The organism is Bacillus sp. EKM420B (assembly GCF_011065565.1).
GTDB classification, from domain to species: Bacteria; Bacillota; Bacilli; order Bacillales; family Bacillaceae; genus Bacillus; species Bacillus velezensis.
On the sequence record NZ_JAAMNX010000004.1, the window covers coordinates 70318 to 94452 of the forward strand.

Below are 24135 nucleotides of genomic sequence, written 5' to 3' on the forward strand. Positions count from 1 at the left end.
TTTTATTTTTCTGAATAATGAGGTGCAAATTCATTGCGCCTGCCGCAAAGGATGTTATAATAGCGGATAAGGACAAAAAAATATTGATTGTATCCTTCGGGGCTGGGTGAAAATCCCGACCGGCGGTAATAAGGCGCTTTGCGCTTTACAGCCCGTGACCCGTATGCATCTGTATACGGTGGATTCAGTGAAAAGCTGAAGCCGACAGTGAAAGTCTGGATGGGAGAAGGATGAGAGAAGCTATGCAAAAAATAAACTTGCTGTATAGTCTTATTTCCTATGGATTAAAACTGGCAAAGCCCCGAACTGTGTAAACATTCGGGGCTTTTTTGACGCCAAATTGCGTGGAAGAAGGGAGGGATAACGATGGATGAATATTATATGAATACGGCAATAGAACTTGCCAGACGCGGTGAAGGACAGACACAGTCCAATCCTCTTGTAGGCGCTGTCGTCGTCAAAAACGGACAGATCGTCGGAATGGGCGCCCATTTGCAATACGGAGAAGCGCATGCCGAGGTTCACGCGATTAATATGGCCGGCAGACACGCAAAAGGCGCCGATTTGTATGTGACGCTGGAGCCTTGCAGCCATTACGGAAAAACACCGCCATGCGCCGAACTGATAATAAAGTCGGGGATAAAAAGGGTGTTCATTGCTGTGAAAGATCCGAATCCGCTTGTAGCCGGAAAAGGCATCGGAATGCTGGAAGCAGCGGGCATCGAAGTGAAAACCGGACTTCTCAGACAGCAGGCAGAAGAGCTGAATAAAATGTTTCTTCACTTCATGCGGACCGGACTTCCGTATGTCACCTTGAAAGCGGCCGCGAGCCTTGACGGGAAAACAGCGACCGAAACCGGTGAAAGCAAATGGATTACATCAGAGGCGGCAAGGCTTGATGCCCAGCAATACAGGAAATCGCACCAAAGCATTCTTGTCGGAGCAGGCACAGTCAAAGCCGATAATCCGAGCCTGACCTGCAGGCTTCCTGATGCGGTGAAGCAGCCGGTCAGAGTGATTCTCGATACAAAGCTGACCATTCCTGAAACGGCAAATGTGCTCACTGACGGCGCTGCGCCGACATGGATATTTACGGCCAAAGGTGCAGACGTGCAAAAGAAAGACCGGCTGACCGCACTCGGAATAAAAGTTTTTCCGCTGGAAACAGACCGCATTCACATCCCTGAGGTGCTCAGTATTCTCGCTGAAAACGGCATAATGTCCGTTTATGTGGAAGGCGGAGCATCCGTACACGGAAGTTTTGTCAAGGAAGGCTGTTTCCAAGAGCTTCATTTCTATTTCGCCCCTAAATTAATCGGAGGAACGCTTGCTCCCAGCTTGATCTCCGGTGAAGGTTTTCAATCAATGAAAGATGTCCCACATTTGCAATTCACACAAATCACCCAAATCGGGCCGGATATAAAACTGACGGCCATACCTAAAGATGGAAAGGATGGTGACGATGTTTACAGGAATCGTTGAAGAAACAGGCACGATCCAAGCAATCAAAAAGACAGGCCTTTCCATGGCATTAACCATCACCGCTTCAAAAGTGACAAGTGATGTGAAACTTGGCGACAGCATTGCGGTAAACGGCATCTGCCTGACCGTAACCGGATTTTCTGACAATCAATTTACGGTTGATGTTATGCCGGAAACAGTGAAAGTCACTTCGCTGAACGGCTTGTCAAAAGGCAGTAAAGTAAACCTGGAAAGAGCGATGTCCGCCAACGGACGGTTCGGCGGCCACTTTGTATCAGGGCATGTGGACGGAACGGCGGAAATTACGCGGATCGAGAAAAAAAGCAACGCGGTCTATTACGATTTAAAACTTTCGCCGGAATTGACAAAAACGCTCGTATTGAAAGGTTCAATTACGGTAGACGGCGTGAGCCTGACGATTTTCGGTCTATCAGACGAAAGCGTGACGGTATCCATCATTCCGCATACCATCTCAGAAACGATTTTTCACACGAAAACAGTCGGATCGACCGTAAATATTGAGTGTGACATGATCGGCAAATACTTATACCGCTTTTTGCACAAAACAGAACAAACGAAAAGCAATCAAACTATCACGGAAGCCTTTTTAAGCGAGAACGGCTTTTAGAAAGGAAGATCGATATGTTTCATACGATAGAAGAGGCGTTAGAGGCGCTGAAAAAAGGTGAAGTCATCATTGTTGTCGATGATGAAGACAGAGAAAACGAAGGAGATTTCGTAGCGCTGGCTGAGCATGCCACGCCTGAAGTGGTGAATTTTATGGCGACCCATGGGAGAGGCCTGATCTGCACGCCGCTGTCTGAAGACATCGCCGGCCGGCTGGATCTTCACCCGATGGTCGATCATAATACGGACTCACATGAGACCGCGTTTACGGTCAGTATTGACCACAGGCTGACAAAAACAGGCATCAGCGCTCAAGAACGTTCTTTTACGATTCAGGCGCTGTTGAACGAGGAATCTGTGTCTGACGATTTTCAGCGTCCGGGCCACATTTTCCCCTTAATCGCAAAAAAAGGAGGCGTCCTGAAGCGGGCCGGCCATACGGAAGCAGCCGTTGACCTTGCAAAAACCTGCGGATCTCAGGGAGCGGGCGTCATTTGTGAAATTATGAATGAAGACGGCACAATGGCCAGAGTGCCGGAGTTAGCTGAAATCGCCGAACGCCACCAGCTGAAAATGATTACGATTAAAGACTTAATAGAGTACCGTTACAACATTACGACACTTGTGAACAGAGAAGTTGATATTACGCTGCCGACTGACTTCGGCACGTTTAGAGTTTACGGATATACAAACGAGGTTGACGGAAAAGAACATCTCGCCTTTGTCATGGGGGAAGTTCCGTTTAACAGCGAACCCGTTCTTGTCAGAGTGCACTCAGAATGCCTGACGGGCGATGTGTTTGCATCCCATCGCTGTGATTGCGGACCTCAGCTTCATGCCGCGCTTGCGCAAATTGCTGAAGAAGGCCGCGGCGTTCTATTGTATTTGCGCCAGGAAGGCAGAGGAATCGGTTTAATCAATAAGCTGAAGGCGTACCGATTGCAGGAACAAGGGTACGACACGGTTGAAGCGAACGAAGCGCTCGGCTTTCTGCCTGATCTGCGCAACTACGGCATCGGCGCCCAGATTCTCCGCGACTTAGGGGTTCAGGATATGAAACTTTTAACCAATAACCCCCGGAAAATCGCCGGCCTCGAAGGATACGGTCTCAGCATTTCAGAACGGGTGCCGCTTCAAATGGAAGCGAGTGAGCATAACAAACAGTATTTACAGACCAAAATGAAAAAACTTGGACATCTGCTCCATTTCTAAAAACAAATCTCACAAAAAAGGATGGATAACATATGAATATCATACAAGGAAACCTAGTAGGAACAGGACTTAAAATCGGAATCGTCGTCGGCAGATTTAATGAATTTATAACGAGCAAGCTGTTAAGCGGAGCGGAAGACACGCTGCTTCGCCACGGTGTAGAATCAAACGACATTGACGTCGCTTGGGTGCCGGGAGCGTTTGAAATCCCGTTTGCGGCAAAGAAAATGGCGGAAACGAAAAAATACGATGCCGTCATTACGCTCGGCACGGTTATCAGAGGAGCGACAACGCATTATGACTATGTCTGCAATGAAGCGGCAAAAGGCATCGCCCAGGCGGGAACGGCGACGGGCGTCCCGGTTATCTTCGGCATCGTGACGACTGAAACCATTGAGCAGGCCATCGAACGAGCCGGAACAAAAGCCGGAAATAAGGGAGCGGATTGCGCAGTATCTGCCATTGAAATGGCAAATTTAAACCGCTCATTTGAATAATTTGTTGAAAAGCGTTTAAAACCGCGGCGAAAATGATATAATGTGAGAAAACGGATCGCCTTATGTATCCGTTTGATAGGACATGAATGGACATTTTGGATATAGAGGGGTTTTTATGTTAATTCGTTATAAAAAATCGTTTGAAAAGATTGCGATGGGTCTTCTGTCATTTATGCCGAATGAAAAAGATCTCAAGCAGCTTCAGCAGACAATAAAGGACTATGAAACGGATACTGGCCGCCAGCTCTTTCTTTGGAAAGAGGATGAAGATATCGTCGGAGCGATCGGAGTCGAAAAAAAGGACTCAGAGGTTGAAATCCGGCATATCAGCGTGAATCCTTCTCACCGCCATCAAGGAATCGGAAAGCAAATGATGGACGCCTTAAAACGTCTGTTCAAAACGGAGGCACTCGTTCCGAATGAATTAACGCAAAGCTTTTTTGAACGCTGTCAACATCAAAAAGATCAGGATATCTCATATAATAACTGACAAATGCTCCCGGAATCTTCACGGTTTCGGGAGCTGTTTTGATATAGAAAAAGCAGGGCTGACCGTCAGCCTCTGCTTTTTTTTCTTCTCTCAATTTCCCGTTCGCGTTCCTTAATGACATCCGTCCTGTCCCGCAGGCGGTGTTTATGAATAAGAAAGGTATCTGATACGCCGTCTTGCCCCCATGTATAACCCTTTTGGCGGCATTCGGCAAGACATGCTTCTTTCAGGGCTTCATCTGTAATCGGAAGCATAACACTTCTGTAAGGCAGGCCCGCTTCTATATCGTCTGACAGCGTTTCTATCAGCTCAATCAGCTTCGGATGGCTGAGCCCGAGAGAACAGACCGCCTGCTTTTCAGACCGGAGAATACGTAAGCTGTTGGCAATCAGCCGTTTCGCCCCGGCTTCATTTCCCCTGCGCTGGTGATACAGAGCGACGGCAAGCTGAATCAGGCCGACCCAATGAATGCTCCGCTTTTCAGCCGGGCTTTCTTTCCAATATTCCTCTAACAGTTCATGACACTCAAAATAATCTCTTGATGCGTGAAATTCGGCCAAAAAGCCGATATAAGCTTTAGGATACAAGCCGCTTCCTCCTTTTATGCTAAAACCAGTGTACCACAGCGCTATGAAAAGGAAAAAAGAGCGGCTTGGTGTCTGAAGCCTGAGGAACTAGCAGATGTAAGATGCTCCTACGACAACGAGCAAAATAAACAGAACGACAATTAATGCAAAACCTCCGCCGAAACAAGCTCCGCTCATGTGAAATCAGCCTCCCTTTGTTTCAAGTTTACACGGCTATCATATGTGCATCCGCCTTTAAAGGTATAGGCGTATATCTTCTTTTTCAGTATTTTCTAAATAACGGAGGACGTGTATAAAAGTATTGGACGAGAGCATTTCGGTGGATTATACTAAAGGGTAGCCAGTTTTTCCGGCAATGAGAGTGATACTGAAAATGGTGAGATAATGGTAGAATATCAAGTGAAAATTGATACGTTTGAAGGCCCATTGGACCTGCTGCTTCATCTGATTAACCGTCTTGAAATCGACATATACGACATACCCGTGGCAACCATTACTGAACAATATTTATTATATGTACATACAATGCAAGAGCTTGAACTTGATGTCGCCAGTGAATATCTGGTCATGGCGGCGACGCTTCTCAGCATTAAAAGCAGAATGCTGCTTCCGAAACAAGAGGAAGAACTGTTTGAAGACGAAATGCTTGAAGAAGAAGACCCTCGGGACGAGCTGATTGAAAAGCTGATTGAGTATAGAAAGTATAAAACCGCTGCGAAGGATTTAAAAGAGCGGGAAGAAGAAAGACAAAAGTCATTTACAAAGCCGCCGAGTGATTTAAGTGAGTATGCAAAAGAAATCAAACAGACCGAGCATAAACTGTCGGTGACCGTTTATGACATGATCGGCGCGTTTCAAAAGGTGCTTCAGCGTAAAAAAATCACGCGGCCGAAAGAAACGACCATTACTAGGCAGGAAATACCGATTGAAGACAGAATGAACGAAATCGTAAAAAGCTTAAAAACGGCGGGGAGAAGAATAAACTTCACGGAGCTTTTTCCTTCTCGGCAAAAAGACCATCTCGTCGTGACGTTTTTAGCAGTCCTGGAACTGATGAAAAATCAGCAGATTATCATTGAACAGGAAGAAAACTTTTCAGATATATACATTACGGGGAGTGAATCCATTCATGGCGCTTGATATCGTGAATTGGAAAGCGATTGTGGAAGCCCTGCTGTATGCGGCGGGTGATGAAGGGCTGACCAAAAAGCAATTGGTGACGGTGCTTGAAATAGAAGAAGCGGAACTGGCCGGAATCATGGAAGAAGTGGCCGCTCAGTACAAGGAAGACGACAGAGGCATCGAGCTTACCGAATATGCGGATACGTATATGCTTGGAACGAAAAAAGAATTCGTGCCTTATTTGAAAAAACTAATCGAAGTGCCGTCAAAAGGGCTGTCACAGGCTTCTTTGGAAGTGCTGGCGATCGTTTCGTACAAGCAGCCGATCACACGGGCGGAAATTGAAGATATCCGGGGCGTGAAGTCTGAGCGGATTCTGCACAGCCTCGTGTCAAAAGCGCTGCTGTGTGAGGTGGGCCGCGCCGACGGTCCCGGCCGGGCGATTTTATACGGCACGACACCGGTATTTCTTGAACAATTCGGCTTAAAAACATTGGATGAGCTCCCGCCGCTTCCTGAAAATGCGGAGGAAGACGTTCTCCAGGAGGAAGCCGATTTATTCTTTGAAAACTTCAACCAAACTTTTGAGGATATTAAATAATAACCGTTTTTCATCATACGATAGTAGGGAAAGGCCATTGATGAATGACGCAAATGACGACGTACAAGAGAGGAAGGAAACGGACGGAAATGGGAAATTCGATTGTGAGGGCCCATACTGAAGAAACTGGTGAATTTTTAGCCGAGGTTGTCACGATGGTCAGCAGCTATTTAAATCATACAACATTGCCGGAGATGCGGGCTCAAGGAGAGGCGGATGAGGCATACTGCCGCGACGTGCTCAGTGTGCTGAGGAGGATGACCGTCTTTTGCGAAGGCGCCCAGGAAGCCTGCCGGCGGCTCTTAATGCAGGAGCCGTTTCATGAGGTGAGAGCGGAAAAAACGCTGTATAAAGTGTATCATCAGTGCGTGGAAGAGTTTTTCATGCCGAAAAAGGATACATGGTACGAAAACAGCCGCGCCGCTTATACAGGCCAAAGCGCGATTGAATTCTACCAGCAAGTGCCGGACTCGCTGCGGAGCCTTCTGCTTTCGCTCAGCAGTGAATTTCTGCGCATGCGGGAAGAATTGGCGCAATATGAAGCATCAGGCTCAAATATGGCATCAGTCAGATAAAAACTCTTCCTTTTGGGAGAGTTTTTTTATGTGAAAGTGATGCAATTGGTATTCATAAGTCATGGACAGGCGCATAAACTTGTACAAACCCACAACAAGGACGTGAGCATTCATGCGCTTTCTCAAAAAAGCTGCCGTATTTCTTTTGACTTTTGTTATTCTTTTTTCCATTACAGACGGCAATACGGCACATGCCCAAATACATGTCAGCGCAAAAAGCGCGATTATTATCGACGGAGCATCTGGCAGGGTGTTATTCGCCAAGGATGAACATCATAAGCGGCGGATTGCAAGCATTACGAAAATCATGACGGCGGTGCTGGCGATTGAATCAGGGAAGATGGAAGAGACCGTGACGGTTTCCCCGAATGCCGTAAAAACGGAAGGCTCAGCCATTTATCTTCAGCCGGGACAAAAAGTAAAGCTGAAAGATCTCGTTTACGGGCTTATGCTGAGATCAGGAAATGACGCCGCTGCGGCAATAGCTGAATATGTCGGCGGAAGCCTTGACGGTTTTGTATTTATGATGAACAAAAAAGCCGAGCAAATCGGGATGGAAAATACAAAATTTCAAAATCCGCACGGGCTGGACGACCATGAAAATTTATATTCTACGGCGTATGACATGGCGCTTTTGACTAAATACGCGATGAAAATCAAGGAATACCGGACCGTTTCAGGCACAAAAGTGTATAAGGCGGAAACGATGGACCGGGTATGGAAAAATAAAAACAAGCTTCTGACTGGGCTCTACCGTTACAGCACAGGCGGAAAAACGGGTTACACAAAAATCGCGAAACGGACGCTCGTTTCGACGGCTTCAAAAGACGGAACGGATCTCATCGCGGTCACCATAAATGATCCGGATGACTGGGATGACCATATGAATATGTTTAATTATGTCTTTGAGCACTATAAAACCTATGTCGTCGCTAAAAAAGGCGGCATCCCGAAGCTGAAAAAGACGTTTTACGGAAAACACGCTTTTATTGCCCGGGATGTCAAATATTTATTAAAAGAGGATGAAATCGACGATGTAAAAATCCGCACAACCTTAATAAAACCGAAAAAAGCCTGGAAAAAGGACGCATCTCTCATTCCTGATGTCGTCGGCCGGATGACTGTTATGCATGATGGGAAAGTGATCGCCAAGATTCCCGTCTATTATGAAAACGAGTGCCATAAAAAACCGAAAAAGCATTTCATTGAGACGTTTACGAGCCTGTTTATGAGCGCGGCGGGCGGTTCGTCATGGTCAATTTAATCTGGGTATGGCTGACTGTAATCGGACTTGTCTTTGCGATGTTTAACGGTACCTTGCAGGATGTGAATGAAGCCGTTTTTAAAGGAGCGAAAGAAGCGGTTACGATCTCGTTCGGATTAATGAGCGTCCTCGTCTTCTGGCTCGGCCTGATGAAAATAGCCGAGCAGTCCGGCCTTTTGGATATATTCAGCAGAATGTGCCGCCCGTTTATCTCTAAGCTGTTTCCCGATATTCCCCCTGATCATCCGGCGATGGGATACATCTTATCAAATCTCATGGCAAACTTTTTCGGACTGGGAAATGCGGCGACACCGCTCGGCATTAAAGCCATGGAGCAGATGAAAAAGCTGAATGGAGGTAAGTCTGAGGCCAGCCGTTCCATGATTACCTTTTTGGCGGTAAATACTTCGAGTATTACATTGATACCGACAACCGTCATTGCCGTGCGCATGGCTTATTCGGCGAAATCACCGACCGATATCGTCGGGCCGACCATCTTAGCGACTTTAATTTCGGGAATCGGCGCGATTTTCATTGACCGCTACTTCTGGTACCGCCGCAAAAGAAAAGGGAGGTAAGCGAATGGAAATGGTGAATTGGCTGTCTTTAGCCATGATTCCGATTATTATCGCCGGTATATTGATATACGGCACGATCAAAAAAGTGCCGACGTATGAATCATTCGTTGAAGGCGGAAAAGAAGGAATTGAGATTGCGTTTTCCATCATTCCGTATTTGGTCGGGATGCTGGTGGCGATTACCGTATTCCGGGCCTCAGGCGCGCTGGATTTTGTCATGGGGCTGTGCAAGCCTTTCTTTACAGCGCTCGGCATTCCCGCAGAAGTCGTGCCGCTTGCTCTGATCCGCCCGATTTCGGGGACGGCGGCGCTCGGCATGACGACAGATCTGATCGCCGTGTACGGGCCTGATTCATTTATCGGCAGACTGGCCTCGGTCATGCAGGGATCGACTGACACGACGCTGTATGTCCTGACGGTGTATTTCGGGGCGGTCGGCATAAAAAAAATGGGGGATGCTTTAAAGGTTGGTCTTCTTGCTGATCTGATCGGGGTGGTTGCAGCAATCATCATAGTTACGTTATTATTTGGAAGCGCCTGAAATCAGGCGCTTTTTATATATCAGAATAACTCTCCTTGAAAAAGCTTGTTTGTTCAAGGGGAAAAAAGTAAGATTATACTTGAGGTGAACGACATGGAAAGACTGCAAAAAGTTATTGCTCATGCCGGCGTGGCATCACGCAGAAAGGCAGAAGAGCTGATAAAAGAAGGAAAAGTAAAGGTGAATGGAAAAGTAATAACAGAGCTCGGCGTAAAAGTGACCGGTTCTGATCAGATTGAAGTAAACGGATTAAAGGTGGAGCGGGAAGAACCCGTGTACTTTCTGCTTTATAAACCGAGAGGAGTGATCTCAGCAGCTGATGACGACAAAGGGCGGAAAGTGGTGACCGACTTTTTCAAAGAAGTGCCGCAGCGCATTTATCCGATCGGCAGACTTGATTATGATACGAGCGGACTTTTATTGCTGACAAATGACGGCGAGTTTGCCAACAAACTCATGCATCCGAAATACGAAATTGATAAGACGTACGTCGCCAAAGTGAAGGGGATTCCTTCCAAGGAACTTCTGAGAAAGCTTGAGCGCGGCATTCAGCTTGAAGAAGGCAAGACAGCGCCGGCCAGAGCGAAAATGCTTTCCCTGGACAAAAGAAAGCAGACGAGCATTATTCAGCTGACGATTCATGAAGGCCGAAACAGACAGGTCCGCCGCATGTTTGAGGCGATCGGTCATGACGTGCTGAAACTCAAACGTGAAGAATACGCATTTTTAGATTTAAGAGGTCTGCGCACAGGAGACGCAAGAGAATTGACGCCGCATGAGGTGAAAAGGCTGCGGGCTTTAGCTGAACACGGTAAAAACGCTTTCTAATTTTCACATAACCTTCAAAAATTACAAAACGTGTAGATGATATAATTGAATGGATTTGCAGACAGGGGAGGGGAGCAGTGTACAATGAACAAAAAACGGCGGCGTTTATTCATTCGGACCGGCATCCTTCTCATCTTACTCTGCGCGCTCGGATATACCATCTATAATGCCGTTTACACAAACGGAGAGCGTATATCTGAGGGGTCCAAAGCCCCGAATTTCGCGCTGAAAGATACAGAGGGCAGACTCATAGAACTGAGTCAGTTAAAAGGGAAAGGTGTTTTTCTGAATTTCTGGGGAACGTGGTGTGAGCCGTGCAAGCAGGAATTTCCCTACATGGAGAATCAATACAAGCATTTTAAAGACCGCGGTGTCGAGGTGGTTGCGGTAAATGTCGGCGAATCAAAAATTGCAGTACATAATTTTATGAAAACATACGGCGTCAATTTCCCGGTTGCGCTTGATACTGACCGGCAAGTGCTGGACGCGTACGGCGTATCACCTATTCCGACGACATTTTTGATCAATCCCGACGGAAAAGTCGTGAAAGTGGTGACCGGCACGATGACAGAACGCATGGTTCATGACTATATGAATTTAATTAAGCCGGAGGCGTCTTCATGAAAAAGGTCAAATGTGAATGCGGGCACGTGAATCCAGCCGGGACGGTTTTGTGCGAGTCGTGCGGGAAGCCGCTTGATGATCAAAAATCGCCGCTTGCCGATATGCGGTACGACGGCAGCGCAAGGCGTTCGCAAACATATAACAAAACAATCGTAGATAAGGTATGGAACTTCTTTTCTTCCGTAAAAGTCGGAATATGGCTGATCGTCATTACTCTGGCGGCGTCTGCTTTCGGCACGGTTTTTCCGCAGGAAGCTTATCTGCCGCCGGGCGCCCAGCCGGATACATATTATGAACAGCAGTACGGCATAATCGGCCAACTGTATTATTTGCTGGGGTTTCATCACCTGTACGGCTCATGGTGGTATATGCTCCTGATCGCATCCATTGGCATATCACTGGTCATCTGCAGCCTGGATCGGGTGATTCCTTTGTACAGGGCGCTGAAAAATCAAGGAGTTCGGCGGAATCCGGTCTTTTTGAAGAGGCAGCGTCTATACAGCCGGACAGAAACCGAGCTGAGCGGGGATACGGCTGATAGCCTCAGAACACGATTGAAAAAAAAGCATTATAGAGTGCGAGAACAAGAGGGAAGCATCCTGGCGGAAAAAGGCCGTTTTTCAAGGTGGGGGCCCTATGTCAATCACATCGGCCTGATCATTTTTCTGATCGGAGCCATGCTGAGATTTGTACCCGGTATGTATGTTGATGAAACGCTCTGGGTCCGTGAAGGCGAAACCGCCCAGATCCCCGGTACTGACGGCAAATATTACTTAAAAAACAACCGGTTCACGATGCAGACATATAACAAAGACACTGAGAAAAAAGTATTCGCCGACGCCATTGACAGAGCCGGAAACGGCAAAGTCGCCAAATCCTTCACAACGGATGCGGTTTTGTACAAGAGGGAAGGCGACATTGTATTCGGTGAAAAGCCGAAGCTTAAAAGAGTCAAAGAAAACAATATCCGCGTCAATGAACCGCTGCGCTTTGACTCCTATTCTGTGTATCAGGTGGACTATAAAGAAAACCAGCTCGATCAGATGGTATTTCAGCTGATCGACCAAAAAACAAAACAGTCATTCGGCAAACTGAAGATCAATCTTCTTGATCCCGACACGGACTACGATCTTGGTAACGGTTACAAAGTGCAGATCGCCAGTTATCTTCCTGATTTTTATTTTAACAAGGACGGAGAACCGAGCACGAAAACGAAGGTTCCTAACAATCCGGCTTTTGTCTTTAAAATCACGGCTCCCGACAAGCCGAAAGGGGAGAAAAGTTTTGTTGCGATTCAGCAGACTGTTGAAGGTTCCGAAAGTAACAAGTACAAATTAAAATTCGACCATGTGGAAACGAAAAACATTACAGGACTCACCGTCAGAAAAGACTTAACCTTATGGGTGCTTGCCGTCGGCGGCGCGATCTTTATGATCGGCGTCATTCAAGGGATGTACTGGCAGCACAGAAGGATCTGGATCAAAACAGGTGATCATGAAGTGCTTGTGGCGGGACATACGAACAAAAACTGGTTCGGTCTGAAAAAGGATATCGAATTTGTTCTTAGCGGGACCGGGATTCAAGAGCCGGCCGATCAAAAAGAATTGGCCAAAAATCAGGCCTAGTGAAAAAGGAGTGGTGTCATGGCGGAGCTGAGCGCAAATTTTCTTTATGCTGCCTTTTTGATTTATTTAATTGCCGTCCCGGTTTTCGGCGGCGCCATCCGGGGAACAAAAGGTGCGAAGGACGGTAAGGGCCGCTGGTCGGCTATCGGAATCACGTTAACCATTTTCGGATTTCTTTGTCATCTCGGCTATTTCATTGCGAGATGGTCGGCAAGCGGACATGCGCCTGTCAGCAATATGTTTGAATTTACGACGTCATTCGGCATGATGCTTGTTCTCGCTTTTATTATTATTTACTTTATTTACAGACTGCCTTCATTAGGCATGTTCACATTGTCTATCGCGCTTTTGCTTATCGCATATGCAAGCATGTTTCCGACAGACATCACGCCGCTTATTCCGTCACTGCAGAGCAATTGGCTGTACATTCACGTCACGACGGCGGCGCTCGGGCAGGCGATTCTTGCGATCAGTTTTATAGCCGGCGTCATTTTCCTGTTAAAGCATGTCGACCAATCCAGACCGGGCAAAAAAACGTTCTGGCTTGAAGTCATCATGTTTATACTCGTGACGACCGTGGCATTTATCGCCGTCACGTCGGCATTCCGGCTGGCGGACTACAAAGCAGAATTTAATTGGGTGGATAAAAAAGAGGCTAAAAGCGTGATGATATATGATATGCCTGCGCTTGTCGGCCCGCATGACGGAGAACTGCTTACGGAAGGCGCAATGAAGCCGCTTATTGAGCTTCCGGCCATTTTTTCAGGCAGAAAGGTCAATACGGTGATCTGGTCGTTTGGCGCAGGTCTCGTTTTATACGGGGCGCTCAGGCTGATATTCAGAAAGAGGATCAGCGCTCTTATAAGCCCGCTCGTCAAAAATGTGAATCTGGACTTGGTCGATGAAGTCGGCTACCGCGCTGTTTCCATCGGTTTTCCGGTATTCACACTCGGCGCGCTTGTGTTTGCGATGATTTGGGCGCAGCTTGCATGGACGCGTTTTTGGGGCTGGGACCCGAAGGAAGTATGGGCGCTGATCACTTTTCTATTCTACGCAGCGTATTTGCACTTGCGGCTGTCAAGAGGCTGGCATGGCGAAAAGTCCGCGTGGCTTGCCGTCATCGGCTTCGCCATTATTATGTTTAACTTAATTTTTGTGAATCTCGTGCTTGCCGGACTTCATTCGTACGCATAGATGCAAAAAGCCGATACAGTTCTCAAGCTGCCGCACAGTTTGTTAAAATGAAAGTAACAGAAGGAAAGCAGGGGGAAAACGATGGATCAAACAAATGAAACTAAAATATTAGTAGTAGATGATGAAGCCAGAATTCGACGCCTTTTAAGAATGTACCTTGAACGGGAAAACTATGTGATTGAAGAAGCGGAAAACGGAGACGAGGCCATTAAAATGGGGCTGGCATCAGATTATGATCTGGTGCTCTTGGATTTAATGATGCCGGGAACGGACGGAATAGAAGTATGCCGGCAGCTCAGAGAAAAAAAAGCGACCCCGATTATCATGCTGACGGCAAAAGGGGAAGAAGCCAACCGCGTCCAGGGATTTGAAGCGGGTACGGACGATTATATCGTCAAGCCTTTCAGCCCGAGAGAAGTGGTGCTTCGGGTAAAGGCGCTTTTAAGAAGGGCTTCCCAAACATCTTATCTGACAGCCAATACCCCGACTAAAAATGTGCTCGTCTTTTCGCATCTATCCATTGATCACGATGCTCACAGGGTGACTGCGGACGGCACGGAGGTGAGCCTGACGCCGAAGGAATATGAACTGCTGTACTTCCTGGCGAAAACACCGGACAAAGTGTACGACAGGGAAAAGCTTTTAAAAGAAGTGTGGCAGTATGAATTTTTCGGAGACCTCAGAACAGTGGACACTCATGTCAAACGGCTCCGTGAAAAATTAAACAAAGTGTCCCCGGGAGCGGCGAAAAAAATCGTCACCGTCTGGGGAGTCGGATACAAATTTGAGGTAGGCGCTGAATGAAGTTTTGGAAAAGCGTAGTAGGAAAGCTTTGGTTTACCATTCTTTCACTCGTGTTAATTGTTTTATTTATTTTAACGGTGCTGCTTCTGGAATTTATAGAAAATTACCACGTTGAAGAAGCGGAAAAAGATTTAACGCAGCTTGCCGATAAAATCGCGGTCATAATAGAAAATCATGAAGACCAGCCGCTTGCCAGATCCATCACGTGGGAACTGGCGGACAATTTAACGAGCATCGCGATCATTCAGGATGATAAGCATGTCTGGTATTCGCCCAATGACGATAATCATTTATCCTCTATTACATTAGAGCAGATTAAACATGACCGGGATCTGCACAAGGCGCTGACAGACCGCAATAAAGTAAGCAAACGCGCGGTCCCCAAAAATGCCGGTTCGGATAACGAACGGCTGATCGTCGGAGTGCCCTATGAAAAAGACGGCAAAAAAGGCATGGTCTTTTTATCCCAATCGCTGCTTGCCGTCAAAGATACGACGAAACATACGACACGCTATATTTTTCTTGCGGCGGGCATTGCCATCGTCTTGACAACGTTTTTCGCGTTCTTTTTATCCAGCAGGGTGACATATCCCCTTCGGAAAATGCGGGAAGGCGCCCAAGACTTGGCGAAAGGAAAGTTTGATACAAAAATTCCGATTCTGACCCAAGATGAAATCGGGGAACTGGCCATTGCCTTTAATCAGATGGGACGGCAGCTCAATTTCCATATTAACGCGCTGAATCAGGAAAAAGAACAGCTGTCCAATATTTTAAGCAGTATGGCAGACGGGGTCATCACCATTAATATCGACGGCACCATTTTGGTGACCAACCCGCCGGCCGAACGTTTTCTGCAGGCATGGTATTATGAGCAGAACATGAACATTAAAGAAGGAGACAACCTTCCCCCTGAAGCAAAAGAGCTGTTTCAAAATGCAGTGAACACGGAAAAAGAGCAAATGATTGAAATGACGCTTCAAGGAAGGTCATGGGTTTTATTGATGTCGCCTCTTTATGCGGAATCACACGTCCGCGGCGCCGTGGCCGTGCTCCGTGATATGACCGAAGAGCGCAGGCTGGATAAATTGCGTGAAGACTTCATTGCCAATGTCAGTCATGAGCTCAGAACCCCGATTTCTATGCTGCAGGGATACAGTGAAGCAATAGTGGACGACATTGCAAGCACCGAAGAGGAGAAAAAAGAAATCGCGCAGATCATTTATGATGAATCTCTTCGCATGGGCCGGCTCGTCAATGATTTGCTGGATTTGGCCAGAATGGAATCCGGACATACAGGTCTGCGCTATGAAACGGTAAACCTGCATGAATTTCTGGAGAAGATCTCCCGCAAATTTTCCGGGGTAGCGAAGGAAAAAGGCGTTTCGCTCACAGAGGACATCTCGGTGTCTCAGCCGGAGTGTGTCTTTGACGAAGACAAAATGGAACAGGTGTTTACCAACCTTATAGATAATGCGCTGCGCCATACGGAGTCAGGCGGAAACGTTCATATCGCGGTTCATACCGTAAAAGACGGACTGAAAATCGATATCAAAGATTCCGGCTCGGGAATACCGGAAGAGGATCTGCCTTTTATTTTTGAACGTTTTTATAAAGCGGACAAAGCAAGAACAAGAGGCAGGGCGGGGACCGGACTCGGACTCGCCATCGTAAAAAATATCGTGGAAGCCCACGGCGGATCAATTGCGGTTCACAGCAGCATCGACAAAGGGACGACGTTTACATTTTATATTCCGACAAAAGTGCAGGATGACGTCTGAAATTGACGAACAATCTTGTTCCATACGAAACACCCGCATGTTCTGCGGGTGTTTTTTGTTTGTTTCTCCTTTAAAAATTTAAGAATATGTTAATATAAATTCCCTTCCAAATTCCAGTTTCTCGTAATATAGTTGTAATGTAACTTTTCAACGCATTTTTACGACAAAAAAGTGAACGGAGGGGTTTCCCATGGAAGAAACCTTTCAGATATTATACGATGCATACCATCAAGATTTATATCAATTTTTATTTTATATGGTAAAAGATAAGTCGCAGGCTGAAGATTTGACGCAGGAAGTGTATATCCGCGTCTTGAATTCCTATCATACATTTGAAGGAAGAAGCAGTGAAAAAACATGGCTGTTGTCCATCGCACGCCATGTGGCGATTGACTGGTTCCGCAAGCAGCAGACGATCAGACAGCGTATTATGGGTACGTTTGATTGGGATACACAAGATGTCAGAGATCAGCATTTGCTTCCGGACGAACTCGCCGTACAGCATGAAAATGTCCGGGAAATTTATACCGCGCTTGATCATTGCACCATTGATCAAAGAGCTGTTATTATCTTGAGATTTATTCAGGGATATTCCATTCAGGAAACAGCCGCCGCTCTCCGCTTCTCGGAAAGCAAAGTCAAAACGACCCAACACAGAGGGCTCAAAATACTTCGGAAACAGATGGAGCTTTTGAGGGAGGAGCTAATGGATGATGAAGTCATATTGGAACGAAGAAAGAGTAGAGGAGTTGTTAAGACAACTTCCGGCGGTTAGAGATCATCGTTCACCCGAGGCCATTTACCGGAATATTGAAACGGGTAAACCGTACAGGAAAAAACCGGCTCGAAGCTGGATCGGCCCCGCCGCAGCCGGCATCTGCGCATTGTGCATCGCTCTGATTATTTCTCCTCACCTGATGACAAACAAATCTGCCGGTGATCTTACAGCTGACAGCGGTCAAGCTGAAAAAGCCAGTCAGTCAGCTGCTGTCAAGCCGGATCAGAAGACGTTTGTCGTTTCTAACGAAAACAAAAACAATTACATTACTTTGGCGTTTGCCGATTCAGATACATCCGCCGTCATTCCGGTCAGTTTTGAAAAAAAGAAGCCTGACGAATCGGTTTCAGAGGCATTATCTGATGCAGAAAACTTAGAAGTGCCCGAATCTTTCCTTTCTGTGCCGAACCTTTTGGACGGTGTGCAGGTAACGGCGGATAAGAAGGATTTGCTTGTGCAGGTAAACGGACGTCTTTCTATCGAATCAGCTGCCGATGCTGACTTATTGAAAAAGATGCTGAAAGAGACTTTGACATGGAGTCCTTACGAGCGGATTAAATTGAAAAAGGTTCAAAACGGAGCCGGACAGGATTTTTATAAATCTTACGGCATTTCCGCTGAGATGTCCGTACATAAACAGACAAACCGGGCGTATTTTTCTTACAGCGACAGTCTGGGACAAGAGTATCTCATCCCGTCTGAACAAACCTATTATTCAGTATATCAGGCTATTGACGGGATGAAGACAACAGACGGAGGCTCACAGACCGCGAGCATTATAGAAGCAGATGCGATTGCATCGGTATCGGAAAAGGAAGACGGCGAGCAGCTGCGAATCCAATTGTCCGAAAAACATAAAGTTGAAGATTCGCTGGAAGGCATTTTAATGATCGAAGGGCTTTTGTTAACCGCGAAGGAATTCGGTTATTCTGAGGTGCTGTTCACACATGCACACGCAAAGAAAATCGGTAATTATGATGTGACAAAACCTATTGCTGTGCCTGCCGCGCCTAATCCGCTTCCGACCCATTAAACGTAAAAAAACCCAAAACATTCATATGTTTTGGGTTTTCTGTTGGTTACGGAAGGTCAATCAGTTTAACGGAAACAATATCCTGAACTGAAGTCAGCTCATTGACGACTTTATCATCTAAATGTTTATCAAAAGAAAGCATCATAATGGCTTCTCCGCCTTTTTCTTTACGGCCTACCTGCATGGTAGCGATATTGATATCGTTATCGCCGAGGATGCGTCCGACGCGTCCGATTACACCAGTCGTATCCTGGTGCTGGATATAAACGAGGTGGCCGGCAGGATTTAAGTCAATATTAAAGCCGTTCAGTTCAACGATTCGTTCACCGAAGTGAGGGATATACGTAGCCGTTAACGTAAATGTGCTCCGGTCTCCGGTTACTTTTACGCTGATGCAGTTATCATATCCTGATTCATTGGAGGAAATCTTCTCGCTGAAGCTGATACCGCGTTCTTTTGCTACACCGCCGGCGTTCACTTCATTGACCGTTGAGTCTACACGCGGTTTTAAGAAACCGGACAGCAGGCTTTTTGTAATAAATGATGTTTCAAGTTTGGCGATGGTGCCTTCATATTGAATCGCAACATCTTTGACGGGTTCCTTCATACATTGTGATACGAGACTTCCGATTTTATCGGCAATTTGGTGATAAGGCTGGATTTTTTTGAATTCATCTTTCGTCATCGCAGGCAGGTTGATCGCTGACATGACAGGCAGACCTTTTGCAAACTGCAGCACTTCTTCAGAAACCTGTGCCGCGACATTCAGCTGTGCTTCTTTCGTTGAAGCGCCTAAGTGAGGTGTGGCGATCACAAGCGGATGGTCGGGAAGCTTTGATTCAACTGGCGGTTCCACTTCAAACACGTCAAGGGCAGCGCCTGCGACATGGCCGCTTTCCAGCGCTTCCAAAAGCGCCGCTTCATCAATAATGCCGCCTCTTGCGCAGTTGATAAGACGGACGCCTTTTTTCGTTTTGGCAATGGTTTCTCTGTTAAGCAGTCCCTTTGTTTCCTTTGTTAAAGGCGTGTGGACGGTAATGATATCCGCACTTTCAAGCACTTCTTCGAATGTCCGGCTGTTTACGCCGATTTTGCCGGCTCTCTCTTCGGTTAAGAAAGGATCGAATACATGAACCGTCATACCGAACGCTCTGGCGCGCTGGGCAATCTCGCTTCCGATCCGGCCCAGACCGACAATGCCTAAAGTCTTTCCGTAGAGCTCCGCTCCGACAAAAGCCGTCCGGTTCCATTCTCTTGATTTTACTGAGATATTGGCTTGCGGGATGTGTCTCATTAATGAAGAAATCATCGCGAATGTATGCTCTGCCGTTGAAATGGTGTTTCCATTCGGCGCGTTTATCACGATAACTCCATGTTTTGTGGCCTCATCAATGTCGATGTTGTCTACGCCGACACCGGCTCTGCCGACGATTTTTAAAGAAGTCATCTTTTTAAACAATTCTTCGGTTACTTTTGTGGCACTGCGGACTAACAGGGCATCAAAGGTATGTAATTCATCTTCTGCATCCGCGACGTTTTTTTGAACAATTTCTATAAAGTCTGATTCCATCAGCGGCTTTAAGCCGTCATTGCTCATCTTATCTGAGACCAAAACTCGAAACATTGTTAGATTTCCTCCTAGTTTAGCTGACTAAATATCTGATAATTTATCATATTCTCAATAGAGTGTCAATGTGTATTGACGCAGTAAAGGAGAAAAGGAAGCCAATAATTCAGTTAAAATGGGCCTCATCAATATTTTATATAAAATTGAGCAGTTCTCTATACAATTACAATTTGATCATATATAATGTGAATAAATTCATAAGATCAATCTTCGGGGCAGGGTGAAATTCCCTACCGGCGGTGATGAGCATCACGCTCTAAGCCCGCGAGCTGCTTCGGCGGCAGGATCCGGTGAGATTCCGGAGCCGACAGTATAGTCTGGATGGGAGAAGATGGAGGTTCAGCAGACGTTTTGATGCTTATATCAAACGTTTCTTTGCCAAGCCTTAGTAAGCTCCCGCTTTTTAACAAAAGCGGTTTTTTTATTGGGGCGCAAAAGAACCTTTCCTCTTTTCGAGAGATTTGATCGAAAAGGAGAGAGCATTGTGAAAGTAAAAAAATTAGTTGTCATCAGTATGCTTAGCAGTATTGCGTTTGTGCTTATGCTGTTAAATTTCCCGTTTCCGGGGCTGCCGGATTACTTGAAAATTGATTTCAGTGACGTTCCTGCAATTATCGCCATTTTGGTTTACGGGCCTGCGGCGGGGATTGCGGTTGAAGCGATTAAAAATATTCTGCAGTATATCATTCAAGGAAGCATGGCCGGCGTGCCTGTCGGGCAGGCAGCCAATTTTATCGCGGGAACGCTATTTATTCTGCCGACGGCGTTTATGTTTAAAAAGCTCAATTCTGCAAAAGGGCTTGCAGTGAGCCTGCTGGCCGGAACCGCGGCGATGACCGTGCTGATGAGTATTTTGAACTATATTCTTATCCTGCCCGCGTATACTTGGTTTTTACATTCACCAGCATTGTCAAACAGCCAGTTGAAAACGGCGGTTGTCGCAGGAATTCTGCCGTTTAACATTGTAAAAGGCATTATCATCACCATCGTCTTTACGTTCATCTTTACGAAGCTGAAACCTTGGATTGAACAAAAACGCAGCATCCAAACACAATAAAGGCTTAAAGCGTCCGCTCTGTGAAGAACAGCCGGACGCTTTTTTTGTTTGTGCTGATCTGCAAAAAAATAAGACTCCGGCCGATAACAGCCGGAGTCTTATTCAGGACGAAAAAGCTCCTCTCACGGGGAGGGCTTTTTTATTCGTATTTCAGCGGGTCGCCTTCGAACGGTTCATCCGCAACTTTGATTGAATCAGTAGGGCATCCTTCAAATGCGTCAATCATATCTTCTTCCAGAACTTCCGGAACTTCGACGACACCTTTATTTTCGTCAAGCGTAACGAACGCAATGCCTTCATCATCATAATCATAAATGTCTGGTGCCGCAGCTCCGCAGGCGCCGCATGCAATACACGTATCTTTATCTACAATTGTGTACTTTGCCATGAATAAAACCTCCCAGATTGTTCGTGTTGGAACAAATGGTTTACCTTATATATTTTTAAATATAACACCTATTCCTCTTACTTATTGTAATGATGTTAGTGTCAAATTTCAACAGAAAAATGATTGAGAATGCTTATCACATAAGGGATTCTCTTTAGCACTTCCCCCTAAAAGATGACTTTAAACGTCAAATTTATATGAAAATCTGTTAAAATAAAAAGAACCAAAAAACGAAACTTGTCACAAAAGAAATGTAGGTGTGTTTAGATTGGCGATAAACTACTTTGATACCGTGGTTCTCGACTGTCTGGACAAAATAGACGGCGAACGGACTCCGAGTGCTGTGTTTCATTTATTAAAAGGAAAAAAGTCGTCTCAAACCATTCAGGATGCCGGCTTATTTCAGATCGCTAAATATTTCGGCATGGCTTCACAGTGTGAACGCGGCGATATTGCGGCTTCTTTGCATAAACTCACCGAGAACTCATACATTACAGCCGGAAAAGAAGAGGGAACGTGGAAAGTGACTGCGCGCGGCGTTCAAAGGCTTGAACGGGCGTTTGCCGAGCGGCCTTGGCCGAAGCACTGCCACGGCGCGAATTATCAAACGCCTGCCGTCACTCTGTGGAGGCGGCTTTCCCTGCTCATTCAAGTCCTGTCAAACAAAGAGCATCAATGCAGTCAATATATCCCGGTTACCAACGATGTGCAGACGCTGAGATGGGTCAAACGGTTCATGCGGAAAAACAGAGATGCTAAAGAGCTTTCCGTCCAAATGCATGACGCGCTGTTTCAGCTTCTGCAAGGCGTAAGTGAACGGCAGGCGCTTATTTTTGTCTATTCTTTAACTTCATTCAACAGAATCGGCAAAACGAATAAGCAGCTCGCTCTCCAGCTGAACGAAGATGAATGGTATGTGTCCGTCCAGTTTTGGGGAGCGGTACATTATGTTATTCAATCGCTTCCGCAATGTGCATATCCCGCTCTGCGCGAGCTGTTGTCCGATCTGCAGGCGGAAAGCGCGCTGACACAGTCTGCCAGAAAAACCTTCGAGCTGTTGGAAAAAGGGTTTCCGATTGAACGGATCGCCGCGGTCAGAAATTTAAAAACCGCCACAATCGAAGACCATATCGTAGAAATATCATTGCATCAGCCTGCATTTTTTATAGAACAGTATCTTTCTGAAGAGGAACAGCGTATGATAACGGCATTTGCAAAACAGCATCAAACGAATAAAATTAAACGGATTCGCGAAGGAATGCAGATGCGCTTCAGCTATTTCCAGATCAGGCTGGCGCTGGCAAAGACGGTGAATCAGCATGACTGAGCTGCATAAAGCTTTATCCAGGTATTTTGGTTTGCATTCCTTTAAAAAAGGGCAGGAAGAGATTATGACTAGCGTGCTCCAAAAAAAGGATACGATCGCCATGCTTCCGACCGGCGGGGGGAAATCATTATGCTATCAGCTCCCGGGTTACATGATGGACGGGCTGGTGCTGATTATTTCACCGCTTCTTTCATTAATGGAAGATCAGGTGCAGCAGCTGAAAGCAAAAGGAGAAAAGCGGGTTGCGGCATTAAACAGCATGCTGAATTCCGCAGAGCGGCATTTTATTCTCAGCAACATCAGCCGGTATAAATTTCTCTATATGTCTCCTGAAGCCCTTTCTTCACCTTATGTACTGAACCGTTTGAAAAACGTTCCGGTCAGTTTATTTGTTATTGATGAGGCTCATTGCATATCAGAATGGGGACATGATTTCAGGCCTGATTATTCGAAGCTCGGGCCTTTCAGACAGGCACTCGGAAAGCCGCCTGTATTGGCGCTGACCGCAACAGCGACAAAAGAAACGCTCAGAGACGTGACGGATGTGCTCGGACTTGAGCATGCTGTGCGTCATCTTTATTCAGTCAACCGGCCGAATATTCTCCTGGCGGCAGAACATTTGGCTGATAATGCCGAAAAAATAAGCAGGCTCACGGAGCTTGCCGAAAAGCTTGAAGGGCCGGGTATCATATATTGTCCGACCAGAAAATGGGCGGAAGAGCTTGCGGCTGAGCTGAATGAAAAAACGGGAAAGCGGACGGATTATTATCACGGCGGAATGGATACAGGGGACAGAATCTTGATCCAGCAGCAATTTATCCATAACCAGCTTGATTGCATCTGCTGTACCAATGCGTTCGGCATGGGTGTGGATAAGTCAGATATCCGCTTTGTCATTCACTTTTATCCTCCCCAAACGGCCGAGGCCTTTATGCAGGAAATCGGCAGAGCGGGACGCGACGGCAGCCCGAGTGTCAGTATTTTGCTGAGGGCGCCCGGCGATACCGAGCTTCAGCAGCAGATTATTCAGACAGAAAGCCTGTCTGATTATGATCTGGAAGGCATTCTGGCCGTCATACGGGATGCCGGTACGGGTGATGAGCGAAAGCTTCGGGACGTTCTGATCAATAAGGGCGTTCAGGAAACACAGGCGCGAACGGCCGTCCACCTGTATCTGCAAGGAAAAACCACAAAAGAGCAGCTGCAGGAAGAACTGACATACCGCGTGGAAAAGAAGCTGCGTAAAATGAACCGTTTTTCGGCGTTATTAGAGCGGAAAGAATGTATAAGAGAAGCGCTGCTGTCTTATTTTGATGAATCGTATGAGCCTGAAGGTCAAACCGGACAATGCTGCAGCAGCTGCGGCCTTGATCTGGCTCCATACGAGCAAAAAGGAGAACGGAAAAACATGGAACGGTTTGAAGATTGGAAGCTGGAATTAGGCCGGATTTTCGGTTCAGAGTCTGCGGGTGAGTTCAGCTGAGACGGCAAAGCGA

At 46.5% G+C, this 24135-nt stretch carries 26 protein-coding genes and 2 riboswitches; of the genes, 22 read left to right on the forward strand and 4 right to left on the reverse strand.

The annotated features are described in order from the left end of the window. The first annotated feature begins 88 nt into the window (after positions 1–88). A riboswitch (FMN riboswitch) is annotated at positions 89–235 on the forward strand. 131 nt (positions 236–366) lie between these two features. The 5 genes from ribD to ribT all read left to right on the forward strand — a co-directional run bounded on the left by ribD (position 367) and on the right by ribT (position 4308). Continuing rightward, positions 367–1482 carry a bifunctional diaminohydroxyphosphoribosylaminopyrimidine deaminase/5-amino-6-(5-phosphoribosylamino)uracil reductase RibD gene (gene ribD / locus G9F48_RS13325; RefSeq protein WP_077722542.1) on the forward strand — a complete coding sequence of 372 codons (1116 nt, stop codon included), beginning with the start codon at positions 367–369 and terminating at the stop codon, positions 1480–1482. Next, positions 1463–2110 (forward strand): riboflavin synthase, encoded by a 648-nt coding sequence (gene ribE, locus G9F48_RS13330; RefSeq protein ID WP_165409612.1) that lies wholly within the window; start codon positions 1463–1465, stop codon positions 2108–2110. Before ribD ends, ribE begins: the two co-directional genes overlap by 20 nt. A 14-nt stretch (positions 2111–2124) precedes the next feature. Then, complete coding sequence (locus G9F48_RS13335) at positions 2125–3321, forward strand: bifunctional 3,4-dihydroxy-2-butanone-4-phosphate synthase/GTP cyclohydrolase II (RefSeq protein WP_165409613.1); 1197 nt, start codon at positions 2125–2127, stop codon at positions 3319–3321. 32 nt (positions 3322–3353) lie between these two features. Then, positions 3354–3818, forward strand: coding sequence for a 6,7-dimethyl-8-ribityllumazine synthase (gene ribH, locus G9F48_RS13340; RefSeq protein WP_003153372.1), 465 nt, complete (start codon positions 3354–3356; stop codon positions 3816–3818). 115 nt (positions 3819–3933) lie between these two features. Beyond that, positions 3934–4308 carry a GNAT family N-acetyltransferase RibT gene (gene ribT / locus G9F48_RS13345; RefSeq protein ID WP_003153373.1) on the forward strand — a complete coding sequence of 125 codons (375 nt, stop codon included), beginning with the start codon at positions 3934–3936 and terminating at the stop codon, positions 4306–4308. 65 nt (positions 4309–4373) lie between these two features. Here the strand turns inward: ribT and G9F48_RS13350 are convergent, their stop codons facing one another. Beyond that, complete coding sequence (locus tag G9F48_RS13350) at positions 4374–4895, reverse strand: DUF309 domain-containing protein (RefSeq protein WP_156734850.1); 522 nt, start codon at positions 4893–4895, stop codon at positions 4374–4376. 87 nt (positions 4896–4982) lie between these two features. Beyond that, positions 4983–5072 (reverse strand): YjcZ family sporulation protein, encoded by a 90-nt coding sequence (locus tag G9F48_RS13355; protein ID WP_003153376.1) that lies wholly within the window; start codon positions 5070–5072, stop codon positions 4983–4985. A 207-nt stretch (positions 5073–5279) separates the two neighbouring features. On the opposite strand from G9F48_RS13355, the gene G9F48_RS13360 reads away from it, so the two are divergent. From G9F48_RS13360 to G9F48_RS13425, 14 genes are all read left to right on the forward strand, one after another. Beyond that, complete coding sequence (locus tag G9F48_RS13360; RefSeq protein ID WP_061862345.1) at positions 5280–6035, forward strand: segregation/condensation protein A; 756 nt, start codon at positions 5280–5282, stop codon at positions 6033–6035. Beyond that, a complete protein-coding gene (gene scpB, locus G9F48_RS13365) occupies positions 6025–6618 on the forward strand; it encodes an SMC-Scp complex subunit ScpB (RefSeq protein WP_165409614.1) in 594 nt (197 codons plus the stop codon). Before G9F48_RS13360 ends, scpB begins: the two co-directional genes overlap by 11 nt. Positions 6619–6707: 89 nt before the next feature. Next, complete coding sequence (locus G9F48_RS13370) at positions 6708–7193, forward strand: DUF3907 family protein (protein ID WP_003153380.1); 486 nt, start codon at positions 6708–6710, stop codon at positions 7191–7193. A 112-nt stretch (positions 7194–7305) separates the two neighbouring features. Further along, positions 7306–8457 (forward strand): D-alanyl-D-alanine carboxypeptidase family protein, encoded by a 1152-nt coding sequence (locus tag G9F48_RS13375; RefSeq protein WP_165409615.1) that lies wholly within the window; start codon positions 7306–7308, stop codon positions 8455–8457. After that, entirely contained in the window at positions 8445–9035 is a 591-nt protein-coding gene (locus G9F48_RS13380) for a nucleoside recognition domain-containing protein (RefSeq protein WP_165409616.1), read from the forward strand. The genes G9F48_RS13375 and G9F48_RS13380 overlap by 13 nt, the downstream gene beginning before the upstream one ends. Before the next feature lie 4 nt (positions 9036–9039). Further along, complete coding sequence (locus tag G9F48_RS13385; RefSeq protein ID WP_165409617.1) at positions 9040–9576, forward strand: spore maturation protein; 537 nt, start codon at positions 9040–9042, stop codon at positions 9574–9576. 93 nt (positions 9577–9669) lie between these two features. Then, positions 9670–10404 carry a 23S rRNA pseudouridine(2605) synthase RluB gene (gene rluB / locus G9F48_RS13390; RefSeq protein WP_015388055.1) on the forward strand — a complete coding sequence of 245 codons (735 nt, stop codon included), beginning with the start codon at positions 9670–9672 and terminating at the stop codon, positions 10402–10404. An 84-nt stretch (positions 10405–10488) separates the two neighbouring features. Beyond that, entirely contained in the window at positions 10489–11028 is a 540-nt protein-coding gene (resA, locus tag G9F48_RS13395; RefSeq protein WP_165409618.1) for a thiol-disulfide oxidoreductase ResA, read from the forward strand. Continuing rightward, positions 11025–12653 (forward strand): cytochrome c biogenesis protein ResB, encoded by a 1629-nt coding sequence (resB, locus tag G9F48_RS13400; protein ID WP_165409619.1) that lies wholly within the window; start codon positions 11025–11027, stop codon positions 12651–12653. The genes resA and resB overlap by 4 nt, the downstream gene beginning before the upstream one ends. An 18-nt stretch (positions 12654–12671) precedes the next feature. After that, positions 12672–13847, forward strand: a complete 1176-nt coding sequence (gene ccsB / locus G9F48_RS13405) for a c-type cytochrome biogenesis protein CcsB (protein ID WP_165409620.1) — start codon at positions 12672–12674, stop codon at positions 13845–13847. 81 nt (positions 13848–13928) lie between these two features. Continuing rightward, positions 13929–14651, forward strand: coding sequence for a DNA-binding response regulator ResD (resD, locus tag G9F48_RS13410; RefSeq protein ID WP_003153397.1), 723 nt, complete (start codon positions 13929–13931; stop codon positions 14649–14651). Beyond that, positions 14648–16429 carry an ATP-binding protein gene (locus G9F48_RS13415; RefSeq protein ID WP_156734855.1) on the forward strand — a complete coding sequence of 594 codons (1782 nt, stop codon included), beginning with the start codon at positions 14648–14650 and terminating at the stop codon, positions 16427–16429. The genes resD and G9F48_RS13415 overlap by 4 nt, the downstream gene beginning before the upstream one ends. A gap of 190 nt (positions 16430–16619) precedes the next feature. Next, positions 16620–17204: an RNA polymerase sigma factor SigX gene (sigX, locus tag G9F48_RS13420; RefSeq protein WP_003153399.1), complete on the forward strand. Its 585-nt coding sequence runs from the start codon at positions 16620–16622 to the stop codon at positions 17202–17204. Further along, on the forward strand, positions 17179–18240 hold the full coding sequence (locus tag G9F48_RS13425; protein WP_077722536.1) for a sugar dehydratase: 1062 nt from the start codon (positions 17179–17181) through the stop codon (positions 18238–18240). Before sigX ends, G9F48_RS13425 begins: the two co-directional genes overlap by 26 nt. Positions 18241–18286: 46 nt before the next feature. Here G9F48_RS13425 and serA read toward each other — a convergent pair whose 3' ends face one another. Beyond that, positions 18287–19864 (reverse strand): phosphoglycerate dehydrogenase, encoded by a 1578-nt coding sequence (gene serA, locus G9F48_RS13430; protein WP_003153401.1) that lies wholly within the window; start codon positions 19862–19864, stop codon positions 18287–18289. Positions 19865–20069: 205 nt separating this feature from the next. Beyond that, positions 20070–20204: riboswitch (FMN riboswitch) on the forward strand. Positions 20205–20351: 147 nt separating this feature from the next. Here serA and G9F48_RS13435 point away from each other — a divergent pair. After that, the gene (locus tag G9F48_RS13435; protein ID WP_003153402.1) at positions 20352–20924 is read left to right on the forward strand and encodes an ECF transporter S component; all 573 of its coding nucleotides are present in this window, start codon (positions 20352–20354) and stop codon (positions 20922–20924) included. Positions 20925–21063: 139 nt separating this feature from the next. On the opposite strand, the gene G9F48_RS13440 is transcribed toward G9F48_RS13435, so the two are convergent. After that, entirely contained in the window at positions 21064–21312 is a 249-nt protein-coding gene (locus tag G9F48_RS13440; RefSeq protein WP_003153403.1) for a ferredoxin, read from the reverse strand. Between the two features lie 268 nt (positions 21313–21580). Between G9F48_RS13440 and G9F48_RS13445 the strand changes: the two genes are divergently transcribed. Both G9F48_RS13445 and G9F48_RS13450 read left to right on the forward strand, forming a co-directional pair. After that, positions 21581–22639 (forward strand): helix-turn-helix domain-containing protein, encoded by a 1059-nt coding sequence (locus G9F48_RS13445; protein WP_165409621.1) that lies wholly within the window; start codon positions 21581–21583, stop codon positions 22637–22639. Continuing rightward, positions 22632–24122 (forward strand): RecQ family ATP-dependent DNA helicase, encoded by a 1491-nt coding sequence (locus tag G9F48_RS13450; RefSeq protein ID WP_160182843.1) that lies wholly within the window; start codon positions 22632–22634, stop codon positions 24120–24122. Before G9F48_RS13445 ends, G9F48_RS13450 begins: the two co-directional genes overlap by 8 nt. The last annotated feature ends 13 nt before the right edge of the window (positions 24123–24135 follow it).

What these genes read in the sequence shown, in the direction of transcription:
- ribD (WP_077722542.1), top strand. Translation starts at nt 367, where the DNA reads ATGGATGAATATTATATGAATACGGCAATAGAACTTGCCAGACGCGGT.
- ribE (WP_165409612.1), top strand. Translation starts at nt 1,463, where the DNA reads ATGTTTACAGGAATCGTTGAAGAAACAGGCACGATCCAAGCAATCAAA.
- G9F48_RS13335 (WP_165409613.1), top strand. Translation starts at nt 2,125, where the DNA reads ATGTTTCATACGATAGAAGAGGCGTTAGAGGCGCTGAAAAAAGGTGAA.
- ribH (WP_003153372.1), top strand. Translation starts at nt 3,354, where the DNA reads ATGAATATCATACAAGGAAACCTAGTAGGAACAGGACTTAAAATCGGA.
- ribT (WP_003153373.1), top strand. Translation starts at nt 3,934, where the DNA reads ATGTTAATTCGTTATAAAAAATCGTTTGAAAAGATTGCGATGGGTCTT.
- G9F48_RS13355 (WP_003153376.1), bottom strand. Translation starts at nt 5,072, where the DNA reads ATGAGCGGAGCTTGTTTCGGCGGAGGTTTTGCATTAATTGTCGTTCTG.
- G9F48_RS13360 (WP_061862345.1), top strand. Translation starts at nt 5,280, where the DNA reads ATGGTAGAATATCAAGTGAAAATTGATACGTTTGAAGGCCCATTGGAC.
- scpB (WP_165409614.1), top strand. Translation starts at nt 6,025, where the DNA reads ATGGCGCTTGATATCGTGAATTGGAAAGCGATTGTGGAAGCCCTGCTG.
- G9F48_RS13370 (WP_003153380.1), top strand. Translation starts at nt 6,708, where the DNA reads ATGGGAAATTCGATTGTGAGGGCCCATACTGAAGAAACTGGTGAATTT.
- G9F48_RS13375 (WP_165409615.1), top strand. Translation starts at nt 7,306, where the DNA reads ATGCGCTTTCTCAAAAAAGCTGCCGTATTTCTTTTGACTTTTGTTATT.
- G9F48_RS13380 (WP_165409616.1), top strand. Translation starts at nt 8,445, where the DNA reads ATGGTCAATTTAATCTGGGTATGGCTGACTGTAATCGGACTTGTCTTT.
- G9F48_RS13385 (WP_165409617.1), top strand. Translation starts at nt 9,040, where the DNA reads ATGGAAATGGTGAATTGGCTGTCTTTAGCCATGATTCCGATTATTATC.
- rluB (WP_015388055.1), top strand. Translation starts at nt 9,670, where the DNA reads ATGGAAAGACTGCAAAAAGTTATTGCTCATGCCGGCGTGGCATCACGC.
- resA (WP_165409618.1), top strand. Translation starts at nt 10,489, where the DNA reads ATGAACAAAAAACGGCGGCGTTTATTCATTCGGACCGGCATCCTTCTC.
- resB (WP_165409619.1), top strand. Translation starts at nt 11,025, where the DNA reads ATGAAAAAGGTCAAATGTGAATGCGGGCACGTGAATCCAGCCGGGACG.
- ccsB (WP_165409620.1), top strand. Translation starts at nt 12,672, where the DNA reads ATGGCGGAGCTGAGCGCAAATTTTCTTTATGCTGCCTTTTTGATTTAT.
- resD (WP_003153397.1), top strand. Translation starts at nt 13,929, where the DNA reads ATGGATCAAACAAATGAAACTAAAATATTAGTAGTAGATGATGAAGCC.
- G9F48_RS13415 (WP_156734855.1), top strand. Translation starts at nt 14,648, where the DNA reads ATGAAGTTTTGGAAAAGCGTAGTAGGAAAGCTTTGGTTTACCATTCTT.
- sigX (WP_003153399.1), top strand. Translation starts at nt 16,620, where the DNA reads ATGGAAGAAACCTTTCAGATATTATACGATGCATACCATCAAGATTTA.
- serA (WP_003153401.1), bottom strand. Translation starts at nt 19,864, where the DNA reads ATGTTTCGAGTTTTGGTCTCAGATAAGATGAGCAATGACGGCTTAAAG.
- G9F48_RS13440 (WP_003153403.1), bottom strand. Translation starts at nt 21,312, where the DNA reads ATGGCAAAGTACACAATTGTAGATAAAGATACGTGTATTGCATGCGGC.
- G9F48_RS13450 (WP_160182843.1), top strand. Translation starts at nt 22,632, where the DNA reads ATGACTGAGCTGCATAAAGCTTTATCCAGGTATTTTGGTTTGCATTCC.